21 protein-coding genes are annotated in these 20,081 nt (G+C 67.8%); 12 read left to right on the top strand and 9 right to left on the bottom strand.

What is annotated here, in order from left to right; translation table 11 throughout:
* Position 1 precedes the first annotated feature (1 nt).
* From Aple_RS34815 to Aple_RS34800, 4 genes are read left to right on the top strand one after another with little or no spacing between them, the layout of a single operon-like run.
* On the top strand, positions 2-583 hold the full coding sequence (locus tag Aple_RS34815; RefSeq protein WP_155348991.1) for a putative glycolipid-binding domain-containing protein: 582 nt from the start codon (positions 2-4) through the stop codon (positions 581-583).
* Between the two features lie 52 nt (positions 584-635).
* Entirely contained in the window at positions 636-974 is a 339-nt protein-coding gene (locus tag Aple_RS34810) for an ArsR/SmtB family transcription factor (RefSeq protein ID WP_155348990.1), read from the top strand.
* Positions 971-1,429, top strand: coding sequence for an SRPBCC family protein (locus Aple_RS34805; RefSeq protein WP_155348989.1), 459 nt, complete (start codon positions 971-973; stop codon positions 1,427-1,429). The genes Aple_RS34810 and Aple_RS34805 overlap by 4 nt, the downstream gene beginning before the upstream one ends.
* Positions 1,426-1,782, top strand: a complete 357-nt coding sequence (locus Aple_RS34800) for a nuclear transport factor 2 family protein (protein ID WP_155348988.1) — start codon at positions 1,426-1,428, stop codon at positions 1,780-1,782. Before Aple_RS34805 ends, Aple_RS34800 begins: the two co-directional genes overlap by 4 nt.
* Positions 1,783-1,853: 71 nt before the next feature.
* Here the strand turns inward: Aple_RS34800 and Aple_RS53740 are convergent, their stop codons facing one another.
* Together Aple_RS53740 and Aple_RS34795 are read right to left on the bottom strand one after the other, a co-directional pair.
* A complete protein-coding gene (locus Aple_RS53740) occupies positions 1,854-2,075 on the bottom strand; it encodes a hypothetical protein (RefSeq protein WP_218038651.1) in 222 nt (73 codons plus the stop codon).
* Between the two features lie 29 nt (positions 2,076-2,104).
* Positions 2,105-2,431 carry a hypothetical protein gene (locus tag Aple_RS34795; RefSeq protein ID WP_155348987.1) on the bottom strand — a complete coding sequence of 109 codons (327 nt, stop codon included), beginning with the start codon at positions 2,429-2,431 and terminating at the stop codon, positions 2,105-2,107.
* 282 nt (positions 2,432-2,713) lie between these two features.
* Between Aple_RS34795 and Aple_RS34790 the strand changes: the two genes are divergently transcribed.
* Together Aple_RS34790 and Aple_RS34785 are read left to right on the top strand one after the other, a co-directional pair.
* Positions 2,714-3,091 (top strand): VOC family protein, encoded by a 378-nt coding sequence (locus Aple_RS34790; protein ID WP_155348986.1) that lies wholly within the window; start codon positions 2,714-2,716, stop codon positions 3,089-3,091.
* Entirely contained in the window at positions 3,088-3,465 is a 378-nt protein-coding gene (locus Aple_RS34785) for a NucA/NucB deoxyribonuclease domain-containing protein (RefSeq protein ID WP_155348985.1), read from the top strand. The genes Aple_RS34790 and Aple_RS34785 overlap by 4 nt, the downstream gene beginning before the upstream one ends.
* A 56-nt stretch (positions 3,466-3,521) precedes the next feature.
* Here the strand turns inward: Aple_RS34785 and Aple_RS34780 are convergent, their stop codons facing one another.
* From Aple_RS34780 to Aple_RS34770, 3 genes are all read right to left on the bottom strand, one after another.
* Entirely contained in the window at positions 3,522-4,361 is an 840-nt protein-coding gene (locus tag Aple_RS34780; RefSeq protein WP_155348984.1) for a hypothetical protein, read from the bottom strand.
* Between the two features lie 70 nt (positions 4,362-4,431).
* Positions 4,432-7,062: a glycoside hydrolase family 3 protein gene (locus Aple_RS34775; RefSeq protein WP_155348983.1), complete on the bottom strand. Its 2,631-nt coding sequence runs from the start codon at positions 7,060-7,062 to the stop codon at positions 4,432-4,434.
* 208 nt (positions 7,063-7,270) lie between these two features.
* On the bottom strand, positions 7,271-7,723 hold the full coding sequence (locus Aple_RS34770; RefSeq protein ID WP_155348982.1) for a hypothetical protein: 453 nt from the start codon (positions 7,721-7,723) through the stop codon (positions 7,271-7,273).
* Positions 7,724-7,768: 45 nt separating this feature from the next.
* Between Aple_RS34770 and Aple_RS34765 the strand changes: the two genes are divergently transcribed.
* Positions 7,769-8,740, top strand: a complete 972-nt coding sequence (locus tag Aple_RS34765) for a helix-turn-helix transcriptional regulator (RefSeq protein ID WP_155348981.1) — start codon at positions 7,769-7,771, stop codon at positions 8,738-8,740.
* A 9-nt stretch (positions 8,741-8,749) separates the two neighbouring features.
* Here Aple_RS34765 and Aple_RS34760 read toward each other — a convergent pair whose 3' ends face one another.
* Both Aple_RS34760 and Aple_RS34755 read right to left on the bottom strand, forming a co-directional pair.
* On the bottom strand, positions 8,750-9,763 hold the full coding sequence (locus Aple_RS34760; protein ID WP_155348980.1) for a LacI family DNA-binding transcriptional regulator: 1,014 nt from the start codon (positions 9,761-9,763) through the stop codon (positions 8,750-8,752).
* Positions 9,750-12,248, bottom strand: a complete 2,499-nt coding sequence (locus tag Aple_RS34755; protein ID WP_155348979.1) for a glycoside hydrolase family 3 N-terminal domain-containing protein — start codon at positions 12,246-12,248, stop codon at positions 9,750-9,752. The genes Aple_RS34760 and Aple_RS34755 overlap by 14 nt, the downstream gene beginning before the upstream one ends.
* 289 nt (positions 12,249-12,537) lie before the next feature.
* Between Aple_RS34755 and Aple_RS34750 the strand changes: the two genes are divergently transcribed.
* From Aple_RS34750 to Aple_RS34730, 5 genes are all read left to right on the top strand, one after another.
* Positions 12,538-13,887 carry an extracellular solute-binding protein gene (locus Aple_RS34750; RefSeq protein WP_246264983.1) on the top strand — a complete coding sequence of 450 codons (1,350 nt, stop codon included), beginning with the start codon at positions 12,538-12,540 and terminating at the stop codon, positions 13,885-13,887.
* Entirely contained in the window at positions 13,884-14,780 is an 897-nt protein-coding gene (locus tag Aple_RS34745; RefSeq protein ID WP_155348978.1) for a carbohydrate ABC transporter permease, read from the top strand. The genes Aple_RS34750 and Aple_RS34745 overlap by 4 nt, the downstream gene beginning before the upstream one ends.
* A 1-nt stretch (position 14,781) precedes the next feature.
* Positions 14,782-15,675 (top strand): carbohydrate ABC transporter permease, encoded by an 894-nt coding sequence (locus Aple_RS34740; RefSeq protein WP_155348977.1) that lies wholly within the window; start codon positions 14,782-14,784, stop codon positions 15,673-15,675.
* Between the two features lie 86 nt (positions 15,676-15,761).
* The gene (gene asnB / locus Aple_RS34735) at positions 15,762-17,609 is read left to right on the top strand and encodes an asparagine synthase (glutamine-hydrolyzing) (protein WP_155348976.1); all 1,848 of its coding nucleotides are present in this window, start codon (positions 15,762-15,764) and stop codon (positions 17,607-17,609) included.
* Between the two features lie 41 nt (positions 17,610-17,650).
* Complete coding sequence (locus Aple_RS34730) at positions 17,651-18,349, top strand: YqjF family protein (protein WP_155348975.1); 699 nt, start codon at positions 17,651-17,653, stop codon at positions 18,347-18,349.
* On the opposite strand, the gene Aple_RS34725 is transcribed toward Aple_RS34730, so the two are convergent.
* Positions 18,346-19,590, bottom strand: a complete 1,245-nt coding sequence (locus tag Aple_RS34725; RefSeq protein ID WP_155348974.1) for an RNA polymerase sigma factor — start codon at positions 19,588-19,590, stop codon at positions 18,346-18,348. The genes Aple_RS34730 and Aple_RS34725 overlap by 4 nt on opposite strands.
* Positions 19,587-19,910 carry a YciI family protein gene (locus Aple_RS34720; RefSeq protein WP_155348973.1) on the bottom strand — a complete coding sequence of 108 codons (324 nt, stop codon included), beginning with the start codon at positions 19,908-19,910 and terminating at the stop codon, positions 19,587-19,589. Before Aple_RS34720 ends, Aple_RS34725 begins: the two co-directional genes overlap by 4 nt.
* Positions 19,911-20,081: the final 171 nt, after the last annotated feature.

Genomic DNA, 20,081 nt, shown 5'->3' with positions numbered 1-20,081 from the left:
TATGTCTTTCTTACCCACGCCCCCAAGCGCCGCCTGGCTGCATCAGGACGCCCGGTCGGGTTTCGAGGTGGCCTACTTCGCGGCATTCGAAGGCGGGTGGCGAGCCGAAGGGTGGACCACCGCCGTGGAGGAAGGCGAAACCTGGGTCGTGCGGTACGACATTCGCCTCGACGCGGCTTGGACCACTCGCCGTGCGGAGGTGTGGGGGCGGTCGGTGTCCGGGGAGAGGTCGACCGTTGTCGAGGCGGACGGCGCGGGGCGCTGGCTGGTCGACGGGCGGGCCGCGCCGCAGCTGGACGGCTGCTTTGACGTGGATCTGGAGTCGTCGGCCATGACCAATGCGTTTCCCGTCCACCGGATGGCCCTGCCAGTGGGCGCCAGGGCTGAGGCTCCCGCCGCTTACGTTCGTGCGGTCGGGCTCGGCGTGGAGCGGTTGGAGCAGAGCTACGAACGACTCGCCAACGAGGACACCCGTCAGCGCTACGACTACGCCGCACCCGTCTTCGACTTCGCCTGCCACCTGGTCTACGACGAGTCGGGACTCGTCCTCGACTACCCAGGAATCGCCACCCGCGCCCACTAGCCATTTGAAAACGATGGCTTGTGCAAACGACCATTTGCACTAGGGTGAACCCATGCTCCCTTCACCCGGGCCAGACCTCGACTCGGCCTTCGCTGCTCTCGGAGATCCCGTCCGTCGCGCCTTGGTGGCTCGTCTCGCGCGGGGTGACGCCACGGTGGGAGAACTCGCCGAACCGTTCGACCTGACCCCACAGGCGATCTCCCACCACGTTGGTGTCCTGCGGCGATGCGGTCTGGTCGAGCAGCGGCGCGAAGGCACCAGGCGCCCCTGCCGGCTTAAGGTCGATCAGCTGTCTCTGCTCGGCACGTGGATCGACGACCAGCGCCGCGCCTGGAACGACCGGCTCGACACCCTTGAGCAGCACCTCACCGATGACGGAGCGGGCCGTTGACCGCCAACTCAGAGCTCCGCGGCGACGAACTGATCGCTAAGCGCCACCTCCCGGCGGAACCCGAACGCGTCTGGGCCGCCTTCACCTCGCCGGCAAGCATCGCGGCGTTCTGGGGCGGTTCGCACGCCACCGTGCCGCCCGAGTCCGTGATCGTCGACCTGCGTCCCGGCGGCGAGTTCGCGCTCGACACCCGCGCGCCGGACGGCGCGACCCGCCGGCTCCGGTTCGTCTACGTGAGCGTCGCCGCACCGCGCGAACTCGTGTTCGACGAGCCCGTCACCGGCCTCCGCACAACCATCACCATCCGCTCCGCCAGCGGCGGCACGGATCTCACGGTCCACCAGCGTCAGCTTCCCCCCGAGCTTCGAACGGCCCAAGCAGCCGACGGGCTCGCCTCGATCCTCGACGCCCTCGCCGTACACCTGCACGCCACACCAGGACGGAGAGCACCATGACCCCAAAAACCCAGCGCGACCTCGTCGCGGAGTACTTCGAAGGATTCCGGACGAGCGACCACCCACGAATCCTCGCGACCCTCACCGACGACGTCGAGTGGGTCATCCACGGCCACCGGACCACCTGCGGCAAGGCGGAGTTCGATGGCGAGATCGAGAATCCGGCGTTCACCGGCAGCCCCGAACTCGACGTCCAGCGTACCCACGAGGACGGCCCGGTCGTCGTCACCACAGGCGAGGGCCACGGCACCAGCGTCGACCACGGCCGGTTCCAGTTCGCCTTCAACGACCTGTTCACGTTCCGCGACGGGCTCATCGCCCGCGTCGATTCCTACGTCGTCCCGCTACCCTGAGGCGACCCTGCCGGTGGACGGGAGCGACCCGCAGGCCAGGTCGTGGCGGGCACGACCGGCCTGGGCTGGGGTTATGTCAGTCGGAGCAGACGCAGTGCACGCTGATCACTGTCCGCGCCGCCGGAGGTTGATGGACGATCGTGTCGAATCACGACAACCGAAGACGGTGCCCCACCGCTGGCATCATGGCCACCGGCGGCGGGAAACATGCGGTGTTCTCCATCGCCGTCCAAGACGTCGCCGCGGCCTGCACGACGGCCGAGAAACTCGGCAGCACCGTAGTAGAGCAGCATGCCGCCTCCGACGTCAGCCCCGCGAACGCCTACCTGCTCGACCCAGCCGGCACCGGTCGTCCGGGGGGACCCGGCCGCCGCGCCGGCTCTGGACCGTTCGGCGATATTGTCGAAGTCTCCGTTACGCCCACCACCTCCAGGCCGACTTGTTCAACCTGTTCAATCGCGGAGGCGATTGCGGTGGCAGCGTCTTCGGCCTCTCGGGAAAACTCGATCTCACCCCCACGCTCATCACCGGCTATGAGCGCGTCTACGCCGCCGCTCTCCTCCAGAAGGCCGTAAAACTCGTCGGAGATGCTGACGAGTTGCCCCTCAGGGAAGCCGGTGATCTTGATGGTGAACCAGTAGGTGTCCATGGGCCTTTCCTCCTCTCTAGCGGGTGGAATGACTACTGGGTTCTTATACACGTAGATCGGGTGGGAAGCCGGTCCATTGGAATTCGGGCCACAAGTGGCTCATGTCGTTGAAGAGGAGTACGGATGATGGGCGGCCTGGTGCGTAGCGACTGCTCATCCCGCCGCCAGCACTGCAGACCACGTCCTGACGGTCGCTCCTACCATGGAGATGAGGAGGCGAAAGACATCGCGGCCCCTGTCGCATCCCCCCGCGGTCGGGGACCCTCTGGGAAGGAGATCGACATGTCAGTGCGGTTGAACCACACGATCGTGGCAGCCCGTGACCGCGAGGAGACCGCCGCGTTTCTGGTGGAGATTCTCGGTCTGCCGCCCGCGACGGCCTTCGGGCCGTTCCTCGTCGTCGACCTCGGCAACGAGGTGTCCCTCGACGTCGCCGGGGCCGACGGTCCTGTGCATCCCCAGCACTATGCCTTCCTCGTCACCGAGGAGGAGTTCGACCAGATCTGGGGCCGGATCAAGGACCGCGGACTCACCTTCTGGGCCGACGCGTTCCACCAGCGGCCGGGTCAGATCAACACCAACGACGGCGGTCGCGGCCTGTACTGGTCCGACCCCAACGACCACAACCTGGAGATCATCACTCGCCCGTACGGAGGGTGAGCACGGAATCCACGCGTGATCTTTACGACTACCTGTCGTACATCGTAAGCGGCCATGCGGGCCGCGGCGCTCCGCTGCACAGGATCTGGGCTCGCGAGGAGCAGGACTCCCCTCTCGCCAGGGAGAAGAACAGGGCGTGCGCGCTGCTCACGAAGCTCGCCGGGTACGACAAGTATCCCTTCGCCAGCGCCTACGAAGGAGCCGGAAGGAACGACGCCGGGGAGCTCACGGCGAATACCAGCTACAAGTACGTGCCGCAGCACGACAACGGCAGAGCGGGCACGGCCTTGAGATGGTTCTGCCAGCGATACAGGGTTTTGATAGAAGACCCTTTCTGGGTTCTCATCTCCCCAGGTCCGGAGCCTACGTCGTAGGCTGACGCTTTTCCAGGAGGGCCGTCGCCGGTTCCATCGGAGCCGGCGACGCGTGCTCAATTCTGCGCCGGGCCCATGAAATGGGCGAATTCGGCCGTGCTCATGGCTGGCAGTGGGCTGGCGATGGTGAATCCCGCATCGAGCGAATCCGGCCTTGCCGCATCCGCCGGAAAGGTGGCTCCCGAGATGCGTTCCAGCATGGTGACGCAGGCGTTCGTGTGCTGGTAGATGGTGAGGTTCCCCGGCCTCGGGTTCCTCCCGCCCACCATTCCCGCGACTGTGACAGGGCTGAAGTCCAGGTCGTGCAGGTAGGCGTCGACCGCCCCGGTATTCCAGCCGCAGCGGACGGACGGGTCCGTTCTGTCGAACTCACAGGGGTCGAACCCGACCTCCAGTCTCCCGTTCGCGGCATAGGCGAAGTAGGCCATCGACGCGCCCGCCTCAGACCACGGAACCATGTTGCCGCTGGTCTTCGCCCACGGGAGGCAGGCGATTCCCCACACCGCGCAGACGGCCACGTGGCCGTGGCGCGACAGGGCGCTCAGGACCTCCTGGCCAGCGCATTCGTAGCCGTAGTAGGGCTGGTTGATCAGGATGCCGTCGCCCCAGCGGATGATGGTGGCAGTGCTCGCTTCGAGAGCCTCCAAACGGTAGTCCACCTTCAAAGGGAGTGCGCCGATCAGCGACGCGACAGTCCCGATGTCGTCGTGGGTGGTGAACGTGGTGCAGAAATCCTCAACCACGGAAAGATCCAATGTCACGCAGACACGTCCCTTCCTGACGGTCTGGCCAATCTCCGAGCCCGCCGGTGCCTGACGGGCTCGGAAGCCGGTCAGATGACCATGGGCCCAAGTACCCAGACCACCCCAGCGGTGAACGTGGGCGTGATGGTCCATCCTCCGTGCCTGAGGTAGCACGTCGCAGGCCGGTCGTGGCGGGCACGACCGGCCTGGGTTGGGGGTTAGGTCAGGTGAGGTCGGAGCATTGCAGGGCGTCGGGGTCCTTGGCGGCTTGGGGGACCCAGCGGACGTTGGCGAAGGAAGCGGAGAACGCGCCCTCGGTGTAGACGAGGAAGGTGGTGTTGACGTTCTCCATGTCGAGGCCGGTGGCCGCGAAGCAGGCGATCGGGATCTTGACCGTTGCCTTGGTGCCCACGGGGAAGCCTTGGAACAGCGACGTCGCGACGACCTCGGAGAAGCACGGGTAGACGCAGTGCACGCTGATCACTGTCCGCGCCGCCGGAGGTTGGTGGACGATCGTGTCGAAGACCAGGGCGGACTCGGCGTTGAGGTAGCTGCGCAGGTCGGTGCCGCCGGCCGGATTCTGCAGGTAGATCTGTCCGGGTCCGATGCCGGTCCAGGTCGACTTGAGCGCGTCGCCCTGCACGTTCACGTCGGACGGCACCACGTTGATCTCGGCGTGGGACGCCGTGGCGTCGGGGCCGATCTCGGTGCCGCCCCAGTTTTCCGGCGACCCGATGAAGCTCCGGTACGGCGCGATGTCGGTCCGGTTGAAGAGTTCCAGGTCCTCGGTGGCGGTGCCGCCGCCGCCCGTCTGGCCGCACGCGAACTCGGGCGAGGTTTCGTCCAGCTGCCCGACATTTCCGGATTGGCCGAACCGCAGGCCGTACCCCAGCGGGAAGAGCGGGTCGTAGTCGGCTTGCCCGGGGTTGAGCGGAGTCTGGCAGGCGCTCTTCGGCCAGGAATAGGACAGTTTGCCGGTGTACCCATGGTGGTACCGGGACCCGACGAGCAGGTCGGCGACGCCGCCGCCCTCGGTGCCGGGGAGCCAGGCGACCACGAACGCGTCGGAGCGGTTGAGTTCCTTGTTGACGTAGAGCGGACGGCCGGTGACGTACACGGTGACCACAGGGGCGCCCTTGCCGGTGACCTTGTCCAGGACGGCTAGGTCGCCAGGGTAGAGCTTGGCCGCCTCAAGGGTTCGCCGGGACAGGTCGCCGACACCTTCCGCGTACGGCGTCTCGCCGATCACGGCGATGACCGCGTCGTACGCGGCGGGGTCGACGCCGTCGCCGGTCTCGCTGAAGGTGACGTCGGAAGCGCCCAGGGCCTCGCGCAGACCACCCAGGATGGTGGTTCCGTTGGGGAAGTCGGCGTTGGTGTTGCCGGTGCCCTGCCAGGTCAGCGACCAGCCTCCGGTCTGGTTCTGCATGCTGTCCGCGCTCTTGCCCACCACCAGCACCTTCGCCCGGGAGTCAAGCGGCAGCACCTTGCCCTTGTTCTTGAGCAGCACCTGCGACTCGCGGACCGCCTCGCGGGCCAGCCGCTTCGCGTCGAGGGCGTCGGGCGACCCGGCCAGGGGACGGGCGGACGGCTTCGGCGCGCTGAACAGGCCCGCGCGCAGCTTCACGCGCAGGATGCGCGTCACCGCGTCGTCGATGCGGGCCATCGGGATCTCGCCGGACTCCACCTGGGCGATGGTGTTGGCGATGAACGCCTTCCAGTCGTTGGGCACCATGATGACGTCGATGCCGGCGTTGACGGCCCGCGCGCAGCTGGCGTTGGTGCAGCCGGCGACCTGGCCGATGCCGTTCCAGTCGGAGACGACGACGCCGTCGAAGCCCATCTTCTTCTTGAGGATCTGGTTCAGGGCGAGGTCGCTGCCGTGGAGTTTGCCCTCGTCGATGCCGAGGTCGGCGTTGGTCCAGCTGTTGAAGGAGACCATCACGGTCTGGGCGCCGGCCGCGAGCGCGCCGTAGTAGCCCTGGCCGTGGATGTTGATCATCTCGGCTTCGGAGGAGGGGTTCACGCCCTGGTCGGTGCCCTTGAGCGTGCCTCCGTCGCCGATGAAGTGTTTGGCGGTGGCGAGGACGCCCTTGCTGCCGAGCCGGTGGGAGTTGCCGCCCTGGAGTCCCCGGACGGCTTCGTAGCCGTACGCGCGGGTGATCCGGGGGTCCTCGGAGAAGCCTTCGTAGGTACGGCCCCAGCGGTCGTCCCGTACCACCGCGAGGGTTGGCGCGAAGGCCCAGTCCTGGCCGGTGGCGCGGATCTGCTCGGCGGTGGCTTCGGCGATGTCGCGGATCAGGCAGGGGTCCTGGGCGGCGCCGAGGCCGATGTTGTGGGGGAAGATCGTCGCGCCGTAGACGTTGTTGTTGCCGTGCACGGCGTCGATGCCCCAGATGACCGGGATCTTGGTACGGGTGCCGACGGACGCTTCCCAGTACGCGTCGGCGAGGCTGAGCCACGCCTGCGGGGTGGCGTGTTTGTCCCGGTTGGGCCAGGAGCCGCCGCCGTTCAGCACCGAGCCGATGCCATACTGCTTGACTTCGTCGGGGGTGATGGCGGCGATCTCCGGCTGGGTCATCTGGCCGACCTTCTCGGCGAGCGTCATCCCGGCGAGGATCTTCGCGATCCGCTTCTCGTCGGAGGAGTCGCGGTTGATCCGGCTCTTGACCTTCGGCCATTCGGAGAGTGTGGGCAGGCGTTTCTCGATTCGGGCGCAGCCGTGGTCCATGGCGGGCTGCCCGATCTCCGGTTGCCTGCCGGGTCTGCCACTGTCGGCGTTCGCGCTCGGGACGATCCCTCCGGTCAGGAGGGCCAACCCGGCCAAGATCGCACACACGCGGGGTCTGGTCATAGAGAGTCCGTTCTCGGTCGCAAACGGCTGCCGACACGCCGAATCCTGACCGGGTTACGGTTCTGAGTCAATAACTTCACAAGAGCGCTCTCCCGCAACAGGAAACAACGTTTCCCAAACCACTTTCCCAGGCTTGTGGCTTATTTTGCGTGTTAGTGCATGTCAGAGGGCCAGTAGCCGTGGAACCGAGAGAGCGCTCTACATGACGTCAGCCGGTCCTGGTGAAGTCCATGATCCAGTTGATCTCCCAGGTCTGCTCGCCGTCGTAGGAGAAGGCCTGCTCCCAGCGGCAGGACGTCGGCGTGATCGCGGACCAGATGAACCGCACCCGGATCGGGCGCCCCTCCCACGTGTCGTCGGCGTAGAACCGGCCCACCCCGTCGTCGCCGAACCGCCCCACGCACGGGACCGGGTCCATGCCCACCCTGCTGTCGATCCAGTGCAACGACCACAGGTCGGTCTTCGCGTCGTAGAGCCGCACGGTCGCGCCGCTGTAACCCCCGAAGGTGATCTCGTCGAAGTTGCCCGCACCGCCGAAGAAGCTCCGCACGACCGTGGTGGCCGGGATATCCTCCCAGTCCTCACAACCGACGCCGCGCTTGAGCAGCTTGCGGTTGGCCACGTCCCAGGTGCCGATGAGGAAATCGAAGTTGTTTGCCATGCCGTGGACCATATGAGCCCTCCACTGACACGTATTGTCAGTGGAATGCGAGCTTCTCGGCTTTTGTCCGTCCTTCTCCTGCTGCAGGCCCGGGGCCGCATGACCGCGCAGCAACTCGCCGACGAACTCGAAGTCAGCGTACGAACCATCTACCGCGACGTGGATTCCCTCCACACCGCCGGAATCCCCCTGTACGGCGAAGCAGGGCACCAGGGCGGCTACCAGCTGCTCGACGGCTTCCGCACCCGGCTCACCGGCCTGACCGAGCAGGAGGCCCAGGCGCTCTTCCTCGCCGGACTGCCCGGCCCCGCCGCCGAACTCGGCCTGGGCGCCCTCGCCGCCACCGCCGAACTCAAGATCGAGGCCGCGCTCCCGCCAGACCTGCGCGAAGGCTCCCGCCGCATCCGCGAGCACTTCCACCTCGACGCCCCCGGCTGGTACCACGACGGCGACCAGGTCCCCCACCTTCCGGCCGTCGCTGGCGCGCTCTGGAACAAGCGCGTCATCCACGTGCTCTACCACCGCTGGCGCGAGCCATCCGAGGTCAAGCGCACCCTGGAGCCGTACGGGCTGGTTCTCAAAGCGGGCAAGTGGTATCTCGTCGCCCGCTGCGAGGAAACCCTGCGCACCTACCGCGTCAGCCAGATCCTCGACCTCCAGGTCACGGACGAGACGTTCACCCGACCCGCCGGCTTCGACCTCGCCACGTACTGGCGAGACCACCTGATCGACTTCCGGACCCGCCTCATCCAAGGCCACGCCGTGGTACGGCTCTCGCCCCCCGGACGCGAACGCCTCACCGAAACCATGAGCGCCCAAGTGATCAACGCGGTGAACGAAACAGCCTCACCCCCCGATGACCTGGGCTGGATCACCGCGACCATCCCGATCGAGTCGCTCATCCACGCCCACGGCGAGCTCCTCAGACTCGGCGCCGAATGCGAGGTCCTCGACCCTCCCGCCCTCCGCGAGAAGCTGGCGACCACGGCGAAGGCACTCGCATCGCGCTACGCGTGATGACCGCTGTTACCGGGCCACGGCGGTCGATCTCCGGACAACCAGTGATGTGGCGAGCTCGACGTGATGGGAGTCGATCTTCTCGCCCGCCGCCAGGCGGAGGCCGGTGCGCAGGGCAACGGCGCCCATCTCCCGGAGCGGCTGGCGAATGGTGGTCAGCGGGGGTGAGGCCATCGGGGCGATCTGGGTGTCGTCGAAGCCGACGATGCTGAGGTCATCGGGGATGCGCAGGCCCCGCGCCCTGGCGGCCTCGATGATGCCGAGGGCGGTCTCGTCGTTGCCCGCGAAGATCGCGGTTGGGGGTTCCGGCAGGTCGAGCAGCGTCGCTCCGCCCACCACACCGTCGTGATACTTGAAATGACCTGTCTGCACGTAATGCGGAAGCACGACCGCGCCCTCGGCCTCCATGGCGGCCCGATATCCATGCATCCGCGCCTGATGGCAGGCCGCCGTCGCGTGGCCGCCGATGTAGGCGATCCGCCGATGCCCGAGCGAGAGCAGATGCTGCGTCGCCGCCAGCCCGCCGGCGAAGTTCGTCGACCCGATGCTGGTCACCCGCGCCCGCGGCAGGTTCAGCGGATCGATCATGACGAGCGGCAGGCGCGCCCGCGACAGCGCGCTCAGATGCCTGGTGGTCAGCTCGCTGGTCACCGCGATCAGCGCCCGCCGCCCGGCGTCGGCCAGATCGCGAGCCCACGCGCCCGGCCGCTCGGCCCGCTGCCGCACGCTGACGACGACCCCGACGCCGACATCCGCCCCCGCCTCCACCGCCCCCTGAAGGATCTCGGTGGAGTACGCGTTGAGCTCCTTGTCGAGCTGCACCTCGACCGTGTCCTGCCCCGCGCTCTCCCCCCGGCGCGGCGCGGACGCGACGTAGTCGTGCTGCACCAGCAGCGACTGCACCAGCGAACGCGTCGCGGGCGCCACGTCGCTGCGCCCGTTGAGCACCTTGGACACGGTCGCGACCGACACGCCCGCGGAGGCGGCGACGGTGGCCAGCGTGGCACGTCTAGGACTCGGCATCTGTTCCCCTCGGCGGGCCGACGTCTACCGGTGTCACCAGCCGCCGGCCACGCCCGACGACCCGCACCGGACCGGTCAGCCGGACCGCGCCCTGGCAGGGCAGGTCGGCGGCGGAGGTGCCGACGAGCACCTCGACGTCTCCGGGTTCGACGATGCGTCGCAGGTCACGGCCGGTGAAGGCGGTCCGGTCGGCGTGCACGCGGAACCGCACCTCCCGGCTCGTGCCAGGATCCACCGCCACCCTCACGAAGCCCACCAGCTGCCGCACCGGCCGGGTGACCTGGGCGAGAACGTCGTGCAGGTACAGCTGCACGACCTCCTCACCCGCTCGCGCGCCGGTGTTGCGAACCCGGACGGACACGGTGAACTCGCCGTCCGTGGGAATCTCGGCGTCGCTGATCTGAAGATCGCCGACCTCGAAACTGGTGTACGAAGCGCCATAGCCGAACGAGAACAGCGGCGTCGGGTCGAGGTTGCTGATGCCCTGGCTGTCGGTGCCCAGGGGCGGCTGCAGGTACGTGCCCGGCTGCCCGCCCGGCCAGCGCGGAATCTGTACGGGCAGCTTGCCTCCGGGCTGGACACGACCCGAGATTATACGGGCAATCGCCCCGCCACCCTCCACCCCGGGCATGAACGCCTGCACCAGCCCGGCGGCCTTCCCGTGCACTTCTCCCAGCGCGTACGGCCGCCCGGACACGACGACCACCACGACCGGAGTCCCGGTGGCGGCGAGCTCGGTCACCAGTTCTTCCTGCATTCCGGGCAGCCGCAAATCCTCGGCGTCGCAGCCCTCCCCGGAGGTCCCCTCCCCGAACATGCCCGCCCGATCCCCCACGACGGCGACGCACAGATCCGCCGCCCGGACACGGGACACCGCCGCCGCGAAGCCCGACCTGTCGGTGCCCCGGATCTCGCAGCCCCGCTCGTGGACGATCTCGGCGTCCGGGAATTCGACCCGCAGCGCGTCGAGCACGCTGGGCGCGTCGAGGCCGAGCCCGAGGCCCGGATGGCGGGGCAGGACATGGTTGGGGAAGGCGTAACAGCCCATGAAGACGCGCGGATCGTCCGCCCCGGGCCCGACCACGGCAATCCGTCGCGGGCCGTCCCCGGTCAGGGGCAGCGCGGTTCCCGCGTCGAGCAGGACGATCGACCGCTCGGCCATCTCACGAGCCAGCGAACGGTTGGTCGGAGAATCCAGGTCGACCGGCGGGTCGGCCATCTCAGCAGGCGCGCGGTTGGCGGGCGAACCCAGGTCGGCCGGCGAGGAGGGCTCCCAGTCGGTGGGGTTGGCGGGCGAGCCCAGATCGACCGGCCCTCCGGCCATCTCGCGGGCCGGAGAGTCCGGCTCGCAGTCCTCATCGAGCAGCCCGAGTTGCACCTTCTGGGTGAGCAGCCGACGCGCCGCCCGATCCACCAGGGATTCCGGCAGTTCGCCCCGGGCGATCCGCTCGACCAGGTGCGGCCCGAAGCCCTGGGTGTCAGGGAGTTCGACATCGATGCCCGCCGCAAGCGCCAGCACCCCCGCCTCGCCCGTGTCGGCGACCACCTGATGCATCATGGCAAGGAACGGAATGGCCCAGTAATCCGAAACCACCGTCCCGGTGAACCCCCACTCCCCCCGCAGCAGGTCCGTCAGCAGCCAGGAGTCGGCCGCGGCCGGAACCCCGTCCACGTCGGAGTAGGAGTTCATCACCGAACGCGCCCCACCCAGCGTGACCGCCATCTCGAACGGCGGCAGGATCACGTCCATCATCTCGCGACGCCCCATCGAGACCGGACCGTGGTTACGGGCCGCCCGCGACGCCGAGTACCCCGCGAAATGTTTGAGCGTGGCGATGACCCCAGCGCCCTCCAGCCCGCGCACATAAGCGCTACCCAGCATCGCGACCAGGTACGGATCCTCCCCGATCGTCTCCTCGACCCTCCCCCAGCGATAGTCGCGAACCACATCAAGCACCGGCGACAACCCCTGATGCACACCCACGGCACGCATATCCCGCCCGATAGCCGCAGCCATCCGCTCCACCAATTCAGGATCGAACGTCGCCCCCCAGGCAATGGCAGCCGGATATACGGTCGCACCATAAGTCGTGAATCCCGTGAGGCATTCTTCGTGCACGAGCGCCGGGATCCCCAGCCGCGAATGCTCGATGACCGCACGCTGGAGCCGTACCACCTCCCCAGCACCCTCCGCCGCCGTCACCGGCTCGCTGCCGAACACGCGCGTCAGGTGCCCGATCCCGTGCCGTACGGCCTCCTCGAACGGAACGGTCCCCGCGGCCAGCACGTCCTGCAGCGGCGCGACGTTCATCGTCCCCGCGGCGTCGTGCTCGTGGGTGATGAGCTTCTCGTTGCCGACCCACTGGCTGCCGAGCTGGGCCACCTTCTCCTCGACGGTCATCTCCGCGAGGAGCGCGTCGACCCGGTCGGCCACGGGAAGCGTCGGGTCCTGCCACCGGCGGGTGACCCGGTCTGGAGCGGTCATCTGCTGCTCTCCTCACGATCAACTTGCCGAGAACTTTCGAAACATTTCGAGACAGTGGCGTGACCTGCCCGCCAGACAATATCCGCATTAAAACCCCAGTTCAATGCCTATTTCCAGACACAATCTCCACAGCCGCCCTAAGCACCTCTTGACAGGCAAACAGGGGAAACTTAGATTCCAACCCGCGCGGTTATGTCGCAAATGTTTCGGTAGACCGGCTCAACGGCGTACGGCATGGGAGTGCTGACCACGACGGCCGATCAACCAGCTCTCGAGTACGGAGATCAGCGTGGAGCCCAGGACAACATCTCGCCGCACCTTCCTCAGCCTCGCCATGGGCGTGCCCGTGGGAGCCGCGCTCGCCGCCTGCGGCAGTTCGGGCCCCACCCCCACCGGCGGCGGCGCGAGCGGGGGCGGCGCCGCCGCCGGTAAGGCCACCTACTGGTATCTGAGCACCCAGCCGCAGGAGGGCATCCGCACCGGCTCCGTGGACAGGTTCAACAAGGCCAACCCCAACGCTCAGATCGCCGCGACGACGTTCCAGAACGACGCGTACAAGACGAAGATCAAGACAGCGCTGGGGGCCGGGCAGGCGCCCACCATCATCTGGGGCTGGGGCGGTGGCACGCTGCGCACCTACGTGCAGGCGGGCCAGGTCGACGACCTCACCCCGTGGTTCGACCAGAACCCCGCCATCAAGGACCGGCTGTTCCCGTCCTCGTTCGGCGCCGCCACGATCGACGGCAAGATCTACGCGATGCCCGCCGAGGCGGTCCAGCCGATCGTCCTGTTCTACAACAAGAAGGTCTTCGACCAGGTCGGCGTCCAGCCGCCGGAGTCCTGGGGCGACATCATGGAGCTGGTGCCCAAGTTCAACGCCGCGGGCATCGCGCCGTTCTCGCTCGGCGGGCAGTCCCGCTGGACGAACATGATGTGGCTGGAGTTCCTCTTCGACCGCGTCGGCGGTCCCGAGCTGTTCGGGGCCGTGTTCGACGCCCAGAAGGACGCCTGGTCCAACCCGGCCGCGCTGGACGCCCTGACCAAGGTGCAGGACCTGGTCAAGGCCGACGGGTTCATCAAGGGCTTCTCCTCGATCACCGCGGACTCCAACGCCGACCAGGCGCTGCTGTACACGGGTAAGGCCGCGATGATGCTGCACGGCACCTGGACCTACGGGAGCATGGCCCTGGACGGTGGCGACTTCGTCTCCGGCGGCCACCTCGGCTACATGAACTTCCCGCCGGTCGAGGGCGGCAAGGGCGACCCCAGCAACACCGTCGGCAACCCCGGGCAGTACCTGTCGATCTACTCCAAGGCGACCCCTGAGCAGAAGGAGACCGCCAAGAAGTTCTTCGCCACCCAGGTCCTGTCCCCCGACGAGGTCAAGCAGTGGATCGACACCGGCTCGGTGCCGATCGCCATGGGCTCCGAGAGCGCGCTGGCCTCCTCCAAGGACGCCGAGTGGCTGCAGTTCGTGTACGGCGTGGCCAGCAACGCCAAGACGTTCGGCCAGTCCTGGGACCAGGCACTCAGCCCGACCGCGGCGGAGACCCTGCTGGACAACATCTCCCAGCTGTTCCAGCTGTCGATCACCCCGGAAGAGTTCGCCGCCAACATGAACGCGGTCATCGGCAAGTGAGCGCTACCCCGGCCGCCACGCGAGGCCGGCCCGGCTCCCTCGCGTGGCTGGCCGTGCCGGCCCTGGTGTTCTTCGTCGGCTTCGCCGTGATCCCGCTGGTCGGGGTGCTCGCGCTCAGCTTCACCTCGTGGGACGGGATCGGCGACATCAGCCTGTCGGGCTTCACCAGCTGGCACGCGGTGCTGACCGACCCGGGTCTGCCGCACGCGCTGTGGGTGACGTTCCTGGTGATGGCCCTGTCCTGGGCGGTCCAGACCCCGGCCAGCCTGCTGCTCGGGGTGTTCCTGGCCGGTCGGCAGCGCTACCGGGCGGTGCTGGCCGTGCTGTACTTCGTGCCGCTGCTGCTCAGCTCGGCGGCCATCGCCATCACGTACAAGGCGCTGCTGGACCCGAACTTCGGGCTCGGCGCCGGGCTCGGCATCGAGCTGCTCGCCCAGGACTGGCTCGGCGAGGCCCACCTCGCCTTCGGCATCGTGATCTTCGTCGTGTCCTGGCAGTTCATCCCGTTCCACTCGCTGATCTACCAGGCCGGGGTACGGCAGATCCCGCGATCGATGTACGAGGCCGCGGAGCTGGACGGCGCGGGACGGGTCCGCCGGTTCTTCAGCATCACCCTGCCGCAGCTCAAATACACGATCATCACCTCCTCGACCCTCATGGTCGTCGGGTCGCTGACCTTCTTCGACCTCATCTTCGTGCTGACCGAGGGCGGCCCGGGCGACGCCACCCGGGTGCTCGCCCTGGACATGTACAAGCGCGGCTGGCAGGCCAACCTGATGGGGCCGGCCAGCGCGATCGCCGCCATCCTCGTGCTGGTGGGCCTGGCGCTGGCGCTGCTGTTGCGCAGGCTCGGCGGCCGGGATCCCTCCGCCAGCCAGATGGAAGGGGCCTGATATGGCGACGACCCTGACCCAGGAACAGCAGCAGTCCGCCGCGCCGCCCCGGCCCACCACCCGCCAGGGCGCGGTCGGCGGCCACCGGAACTGGCTGGCCGGTGTGGCCAGTTGGCTCTGGCTGGCGGTCGTGGTGATCCCCATCTACTGGATCGTCATCACCAGCTTCAAGCTGCAGAGCAGCTACTACGCGACCAACCCGCTGGCGCCGCCGACCGAACCGACCCTGCGGAACTACCAGATGGTCATCGAGGCCGACTTCGCGCAGTACTTCATCAACAGCCTCGTCGTCACCCTCGGCGCGGTGATCCCCGCGGTCATCATGTCCTTCATGGCGTCCTACGCGATCGTGCGGAGCGCGTCCAGCCGGGTCCTGCGCGTCGTGAACTCGCTGTTCCTCATGGGTCTGGCCATCCCGCTGCAAGCCACCATCATCCCGATTTATCTGATCATCATTAGGTTGCACCTGTACGACAGCCTGCTGGGGATGATCCTGCCGTCGATCGCCTTCGCGATCCCGCTGTCCGTGCTCGTCCTGTCCAACTTCATCCGTGACGTGCCCAGGGAACTGTTCGAGTCGATGCGGATCGACGGCGCCACCGAATGGGCGACGCTCTGGCGTCTGGCGTTCCCGCTCACCCGCCCCGCCGTGGTGACGGTGGCGATTTACAACGCGCTGACCATCTGGAACGGCTTCCTGCTGCCGCTGATCCTCACCCAGAGCCCCGACAAGCGCACGCTGCCGCTCGCGCTCTGGGCCTTCCAAGGGCAGTACAGCGTGAACGTCCCCGCCATCCTCGCCTCCGTCGTGCTCACCACCCTCCCGATCCTCATCCTGTACGTCGTCGGCCGCCGCCAGCTCCTCAGCGGCCTGACCGCGGGCTTCAGCCGGTGATTCCCCTGCTGCTGTCAAAGCTTGCTTGACCTGGGCATATCGATTTCTGATCACGGTGTTGACACTGATGATTGGAGGTCGTGCGCATGTGCGGAATCACGGGGTGGGTGGACTATGAGCGGGACCTGACCAGGTCCGGGGAGATCGCTCAGGCGATGGTGGACACGATGGCCTGCCGCGGGCCGGACGACGAGGGGCTCTGGACGGCGGCGCACGCGGCGATCGGGCATCGCCGGCTGGCCATCATCGACCTAGCGGGCGGCCTACAGCCGATGGTCGCCGAGGAGGACGGGCGGGAGGTGGCCGTACTCACCTACAGCGGGGAGGTCTACAACTTCCTGGAGCTGCGGCGGGAGCTCGAAGGGCGGGGGCACCGGTTCAGGACGCGCAGCGACACCGAGGTCGTGCTGCGCGCCTATCTCGAATGGGGTCAGGAGCTCGCCGGGCATCTCAACGGCATGTTCGCCTTCGCGGTCTGGGATGTCAGGCGGGAGGAGCTGCTGCTGGTGCGGGATCGGATGGGCATCAAGCCGCTCTACTACTACCCGACCGCGCACGGAGTGCTGTTCGGCTCGGAGCCCAAGGCGATCCTGGCCAACCCGCTCGCCGAGCGCGTCGTCGACGCGGACGGGCTGCGCGAGATGCTGGCGTTCGTCAAGACACCGGAACACGCGATCTTCCGGGGCATGTACGAGGTTCGCCCCGGCCAAACCGTCACAATCCGCCGGGACGGCATCACCAAGCGCCGCTACTGGCAGCTGGAGTCCTACGAGCATCCCGACGACGTCGAGACCACCGTGGCCACGGTGCGGGGGCTGCTGGACGACATCATCGCCCGCCAGCTGATCAGCGACGTTCCCCTGTGCACGCTGCTGTCCGGCGGCCTGGACTCCAGCGCGGTCACCGCGCTCGCCGCCAAGGATCTGCGCGAACAGGGGCTGGGCAAGGTCCGCTCGTTCTCCGTCGACTTCGTCGGCTACACCGAGAACTTCAAGCCCGACGCCGCGCGCGCGACCCCCGACACGCCGTACGTGCACGATCTGGTGCGCCACGTCGGCTCCGAGCATGCCGACATCGTGCTCGACTCAGGTGAGCTGATGGACCCGGCGGTCCGTGCGAGAGTGCTGCACGCGCGCGACCTGCCGGTCGGCATGGGCGACATGGACACCTCGCTCTACCTGCTGTTCAAGGCCATCCGCGGGCACTCCACCGTGGCTCTGTCCGGCGAGTCGGCCGACGAGGTGTTCGGCGGCTACCAGTGGTTCCACGACCCGGTGGCGGTCAACGCCGACATGTTCCCGTGGCTGACGTGGGGCGACATCAGCGGCAACGCGAACCTGGACCTGCTGGACGAGGACCTGCGGGAGGCGCTGGACATTCCCGCCTATCGGGCCGACAGCTACCACCAAGCGCTCGCCGAGGTGCCCCGGCTGCCCGGGGAGACCGGTCACGAACGGCGCATGCGGGAGATCAGCTACCTGAACCTGACCAGGTTCGTGCAGCTCCTCCTGGATCGTAAGGATCGCATGAGCATGGCCGTCGGCCTGGAAGTCCGCGTCCCGTTCTGCGACCACCGCCTGGTGCAGTACGTCTTCAACGCCCCCTGGGCCATGAAGACCTTCGACGGCCGCGAGAAGAGCCTGCTCCGCGCCGCCTGCGCGGACGTCCTCCCCGAGTCGGTCCTGCAACGAGTCAAGAGTCCGTACCCGTCGACCCAGGACCCCGGCTACGAGCAGGCCCTGCGCGCGGCGGTGGGCGATCTCCTGCGCGACGACGCCCTGCCCAGCAGGCAGATCATGGACATCGCCGCGATGCGTACCCTGATCGGCAAGCCCGTGGACGAGACAAGTTCCATGGGGAGCAGGGCTCCCCTGGAACGTATCCTCCAGCTCGACGCCTGGCTCAGGGACTACCAGGTCAAATTGGACGTCTAGCCGGCTGGGGGATCGGGCCGCTTCCCGGGTAGGAGGCTGTTATGCGCGCCCCGCCGTCCCCCACCGTGTCCAGACCGGTCATGCACCAGCGCTGGTCGGAGCTGACCTTCGTGCACTGGCGCTATCCTGCCGACGTCGTCGCCCCGCTGCTGCCGCCCGGCCTCACGGTGGAGACCTTCGACGGCAGCGCCTGGGTAGGCTTGGTCCCGTTCCTCATGAAAGGGGTACGGCTGTCCGGCACCCCTCCCCTGCCCTGGCTGTCCCGTTTCCCCGAGACGAACGTCCGCACCTACGTCCACGACGAGTCCGGCCGTTCCGGCGTCTGGTTCTTCTCGCTGGACGCCGCCCGCCTCCCCGCCGTCCTGGGCGGCCGGGCCGGTTTCCGACTTCCCTACTTCTGGTCGGACATGTCGGTCACCAGAAACGCCACCCACTGGACCTACCGTTGCCAGCGCCGCCACACCGGCGTCCGGGCCGACCTGGACGTCAACGTCGGCTCCCACCTCGACCGCCCCGACGAGCTGGCCCACTTCCTGACCGCCCGCTATCACCTCTTCACCCTGGTCTCGGGCCGCCTCGCCGTCGCGACGGTCGAACATCCCCCGTGGCCTCTCAACAAAGCCACCCTCACCCATCTGGACGAAACCATCCTCCAAGCCACCAACCTCCCCGCCCCCGACAACCCGCCGCTGCTGCATGCTTCCCTCGGCGTCCCCGTACGCGTGGGAATGTGGCACTAGGCCAGGTCACTACCCAGCTGGTCGCGGCGGCGGGTCAGATAGGCGGTCTCGGCGGTGTTGCCCGCAAGCTCGATGGCCTTGTCGTAGGCCTCGCGTGACTTGTGACTGTGGCCCAGCCGACGCAGTAGGTCGGCGCGGGTCGCGTGGTAGGCGTGATAGCCGGCCAATCTGTCCTCAAGACGGTCGACGGCTGCCAGTGCCACCTCCGGACCGTCGAGCTCGGCGACCGCGATGGCCCGGTTGAGGGCGATGATCGGCGAGGGGTCGAGGTGGACGAGCTGGTCGTAGAGGGCGACGACTTGCGACCAGTCGGTGTCGCGTACGTCGCGGGCGGAGGTGTGCACGGCGTTGATCGCCGCCAGGATCTGGTAGCGACCCGGGGCCACTCTGGCGGCCAGGCGCTCGCGTACCAGCTGGTGGCCCTCGGCGATCAGCGCCGCGTCCCAGGACCCACGGTCCTGCTCGTCGAGGGTGACCAGTTCGCCGCTGCCCGAAACCCGGGTGGTGCGGCGGGCCTCGATGAGGAGCATCAGCGCCAGCAGCCCGGCCACCTCGCCGTCTGCCGGCATGAGGGCACGGATCAGGCGAGTGAGCCGGATCGCCTCGGCGGTCAGGTCGTGACGTACGGGATCGGTGTCGGGGCCGGTCGCCAGGTAGCCCTCGTTGAAGACGAGGAAGACAACGGCGAGTACGCCGCGGACGCGGTCCGGGAGATCCTCCGCGGACGGCACCCGATACGGGATGCGAGCAGCCTTGATCTTGGCCTTCGCGCGGGTGATCCGCTGCTCCATGGCGCTCGCCCGCACCAGGAAGGCACGGGCGATCTCGGGCACGGTCAGACCGGCGACCATGCGCAGCGTCAGCGCCACGCGGGTCTCCATCGCCAGCGCCGGGTGACAGCAGGTGAAGATCAGCCGGAGCCGCTCGTCTTCGATGGCGCCCAGCGGCCCGGGTGGGGTGTTGTCCTGCAGCATCTGAGCCTCCTTGTGCTTGTCGTCGCGTTTGTTCTCGCGCCGGATCCGGTCGATGGCCTTGCGGTTGGCGGTCATGGTCAGCCAGGCGCCGGGGTTGGGGGGCACACCGTCGGCCGGCCACCGCTGGACGGCGGTCGCGAACGCCTCGGCCGCCGCCTCCTCGGCGATGTCGAGATCACCGAAACGCCTGGTCAGGGAGGCGATCACCCGAGCCCATTCCGCATGGTGCGCCTGGGTGATCGCCTCCTGGACGTCGATCCTGCTCACAGGAACGGCCGCACCTCGACCTTGCGATTGCAGGCCTTCGACCCTTCGGCGGCGAGCTTGAGCGCCACGTCGAGGTCCGTGGCCTCGGTGATCCAGAAGCCGGCGAGATACTCCTTGGACTCCAGGAAGGGCCCGTCGGTGAACATCGCCTCCCCACCCCGGTTGTCGATCACTGTGGCCGAACTGGGCGCCCCGAGGCCACCGGCGAAGACCCAGTAGCCCTCGGCCACGAGTCGGTCGTTGAACACGTCGATCGCTGCCTGCTCGTCCTCAGTGGCCAAGCTATCCTTGTCAAAGATCACGGAAACCAGGTACTGCATCTCGGATCATCTCCTGTGCTTTTGGGGGCGCTCCTCGTGGGCGGCCATTCACCCCTCCAACGAACACCTCCCCTCCAATCCGACACCGCCTCCCGGACTTCTTTCAAGGAACCTTCGGCGGACCGTACGCTCCTGCCAAGTAACCCTCAGGACCGCCGAGAACTTTGCCGA

It is taken from the genome of Acrocarpospora pleiomorpha, from assembly GCF_009687885.1.
GTDB classification, from domain to species: Bacteria; Actinomycetota; Actinomycetes; order Streptosporangiales; family Streptosporangiaceae; genus Acrocarpospora; species Acrocarpospora pleiomorpha.
The sequence above is the reverse complement of the archived record's forward strand: the minus strand, read 5'-3'. Positions and strand labels throughout refer to the sequence as shown.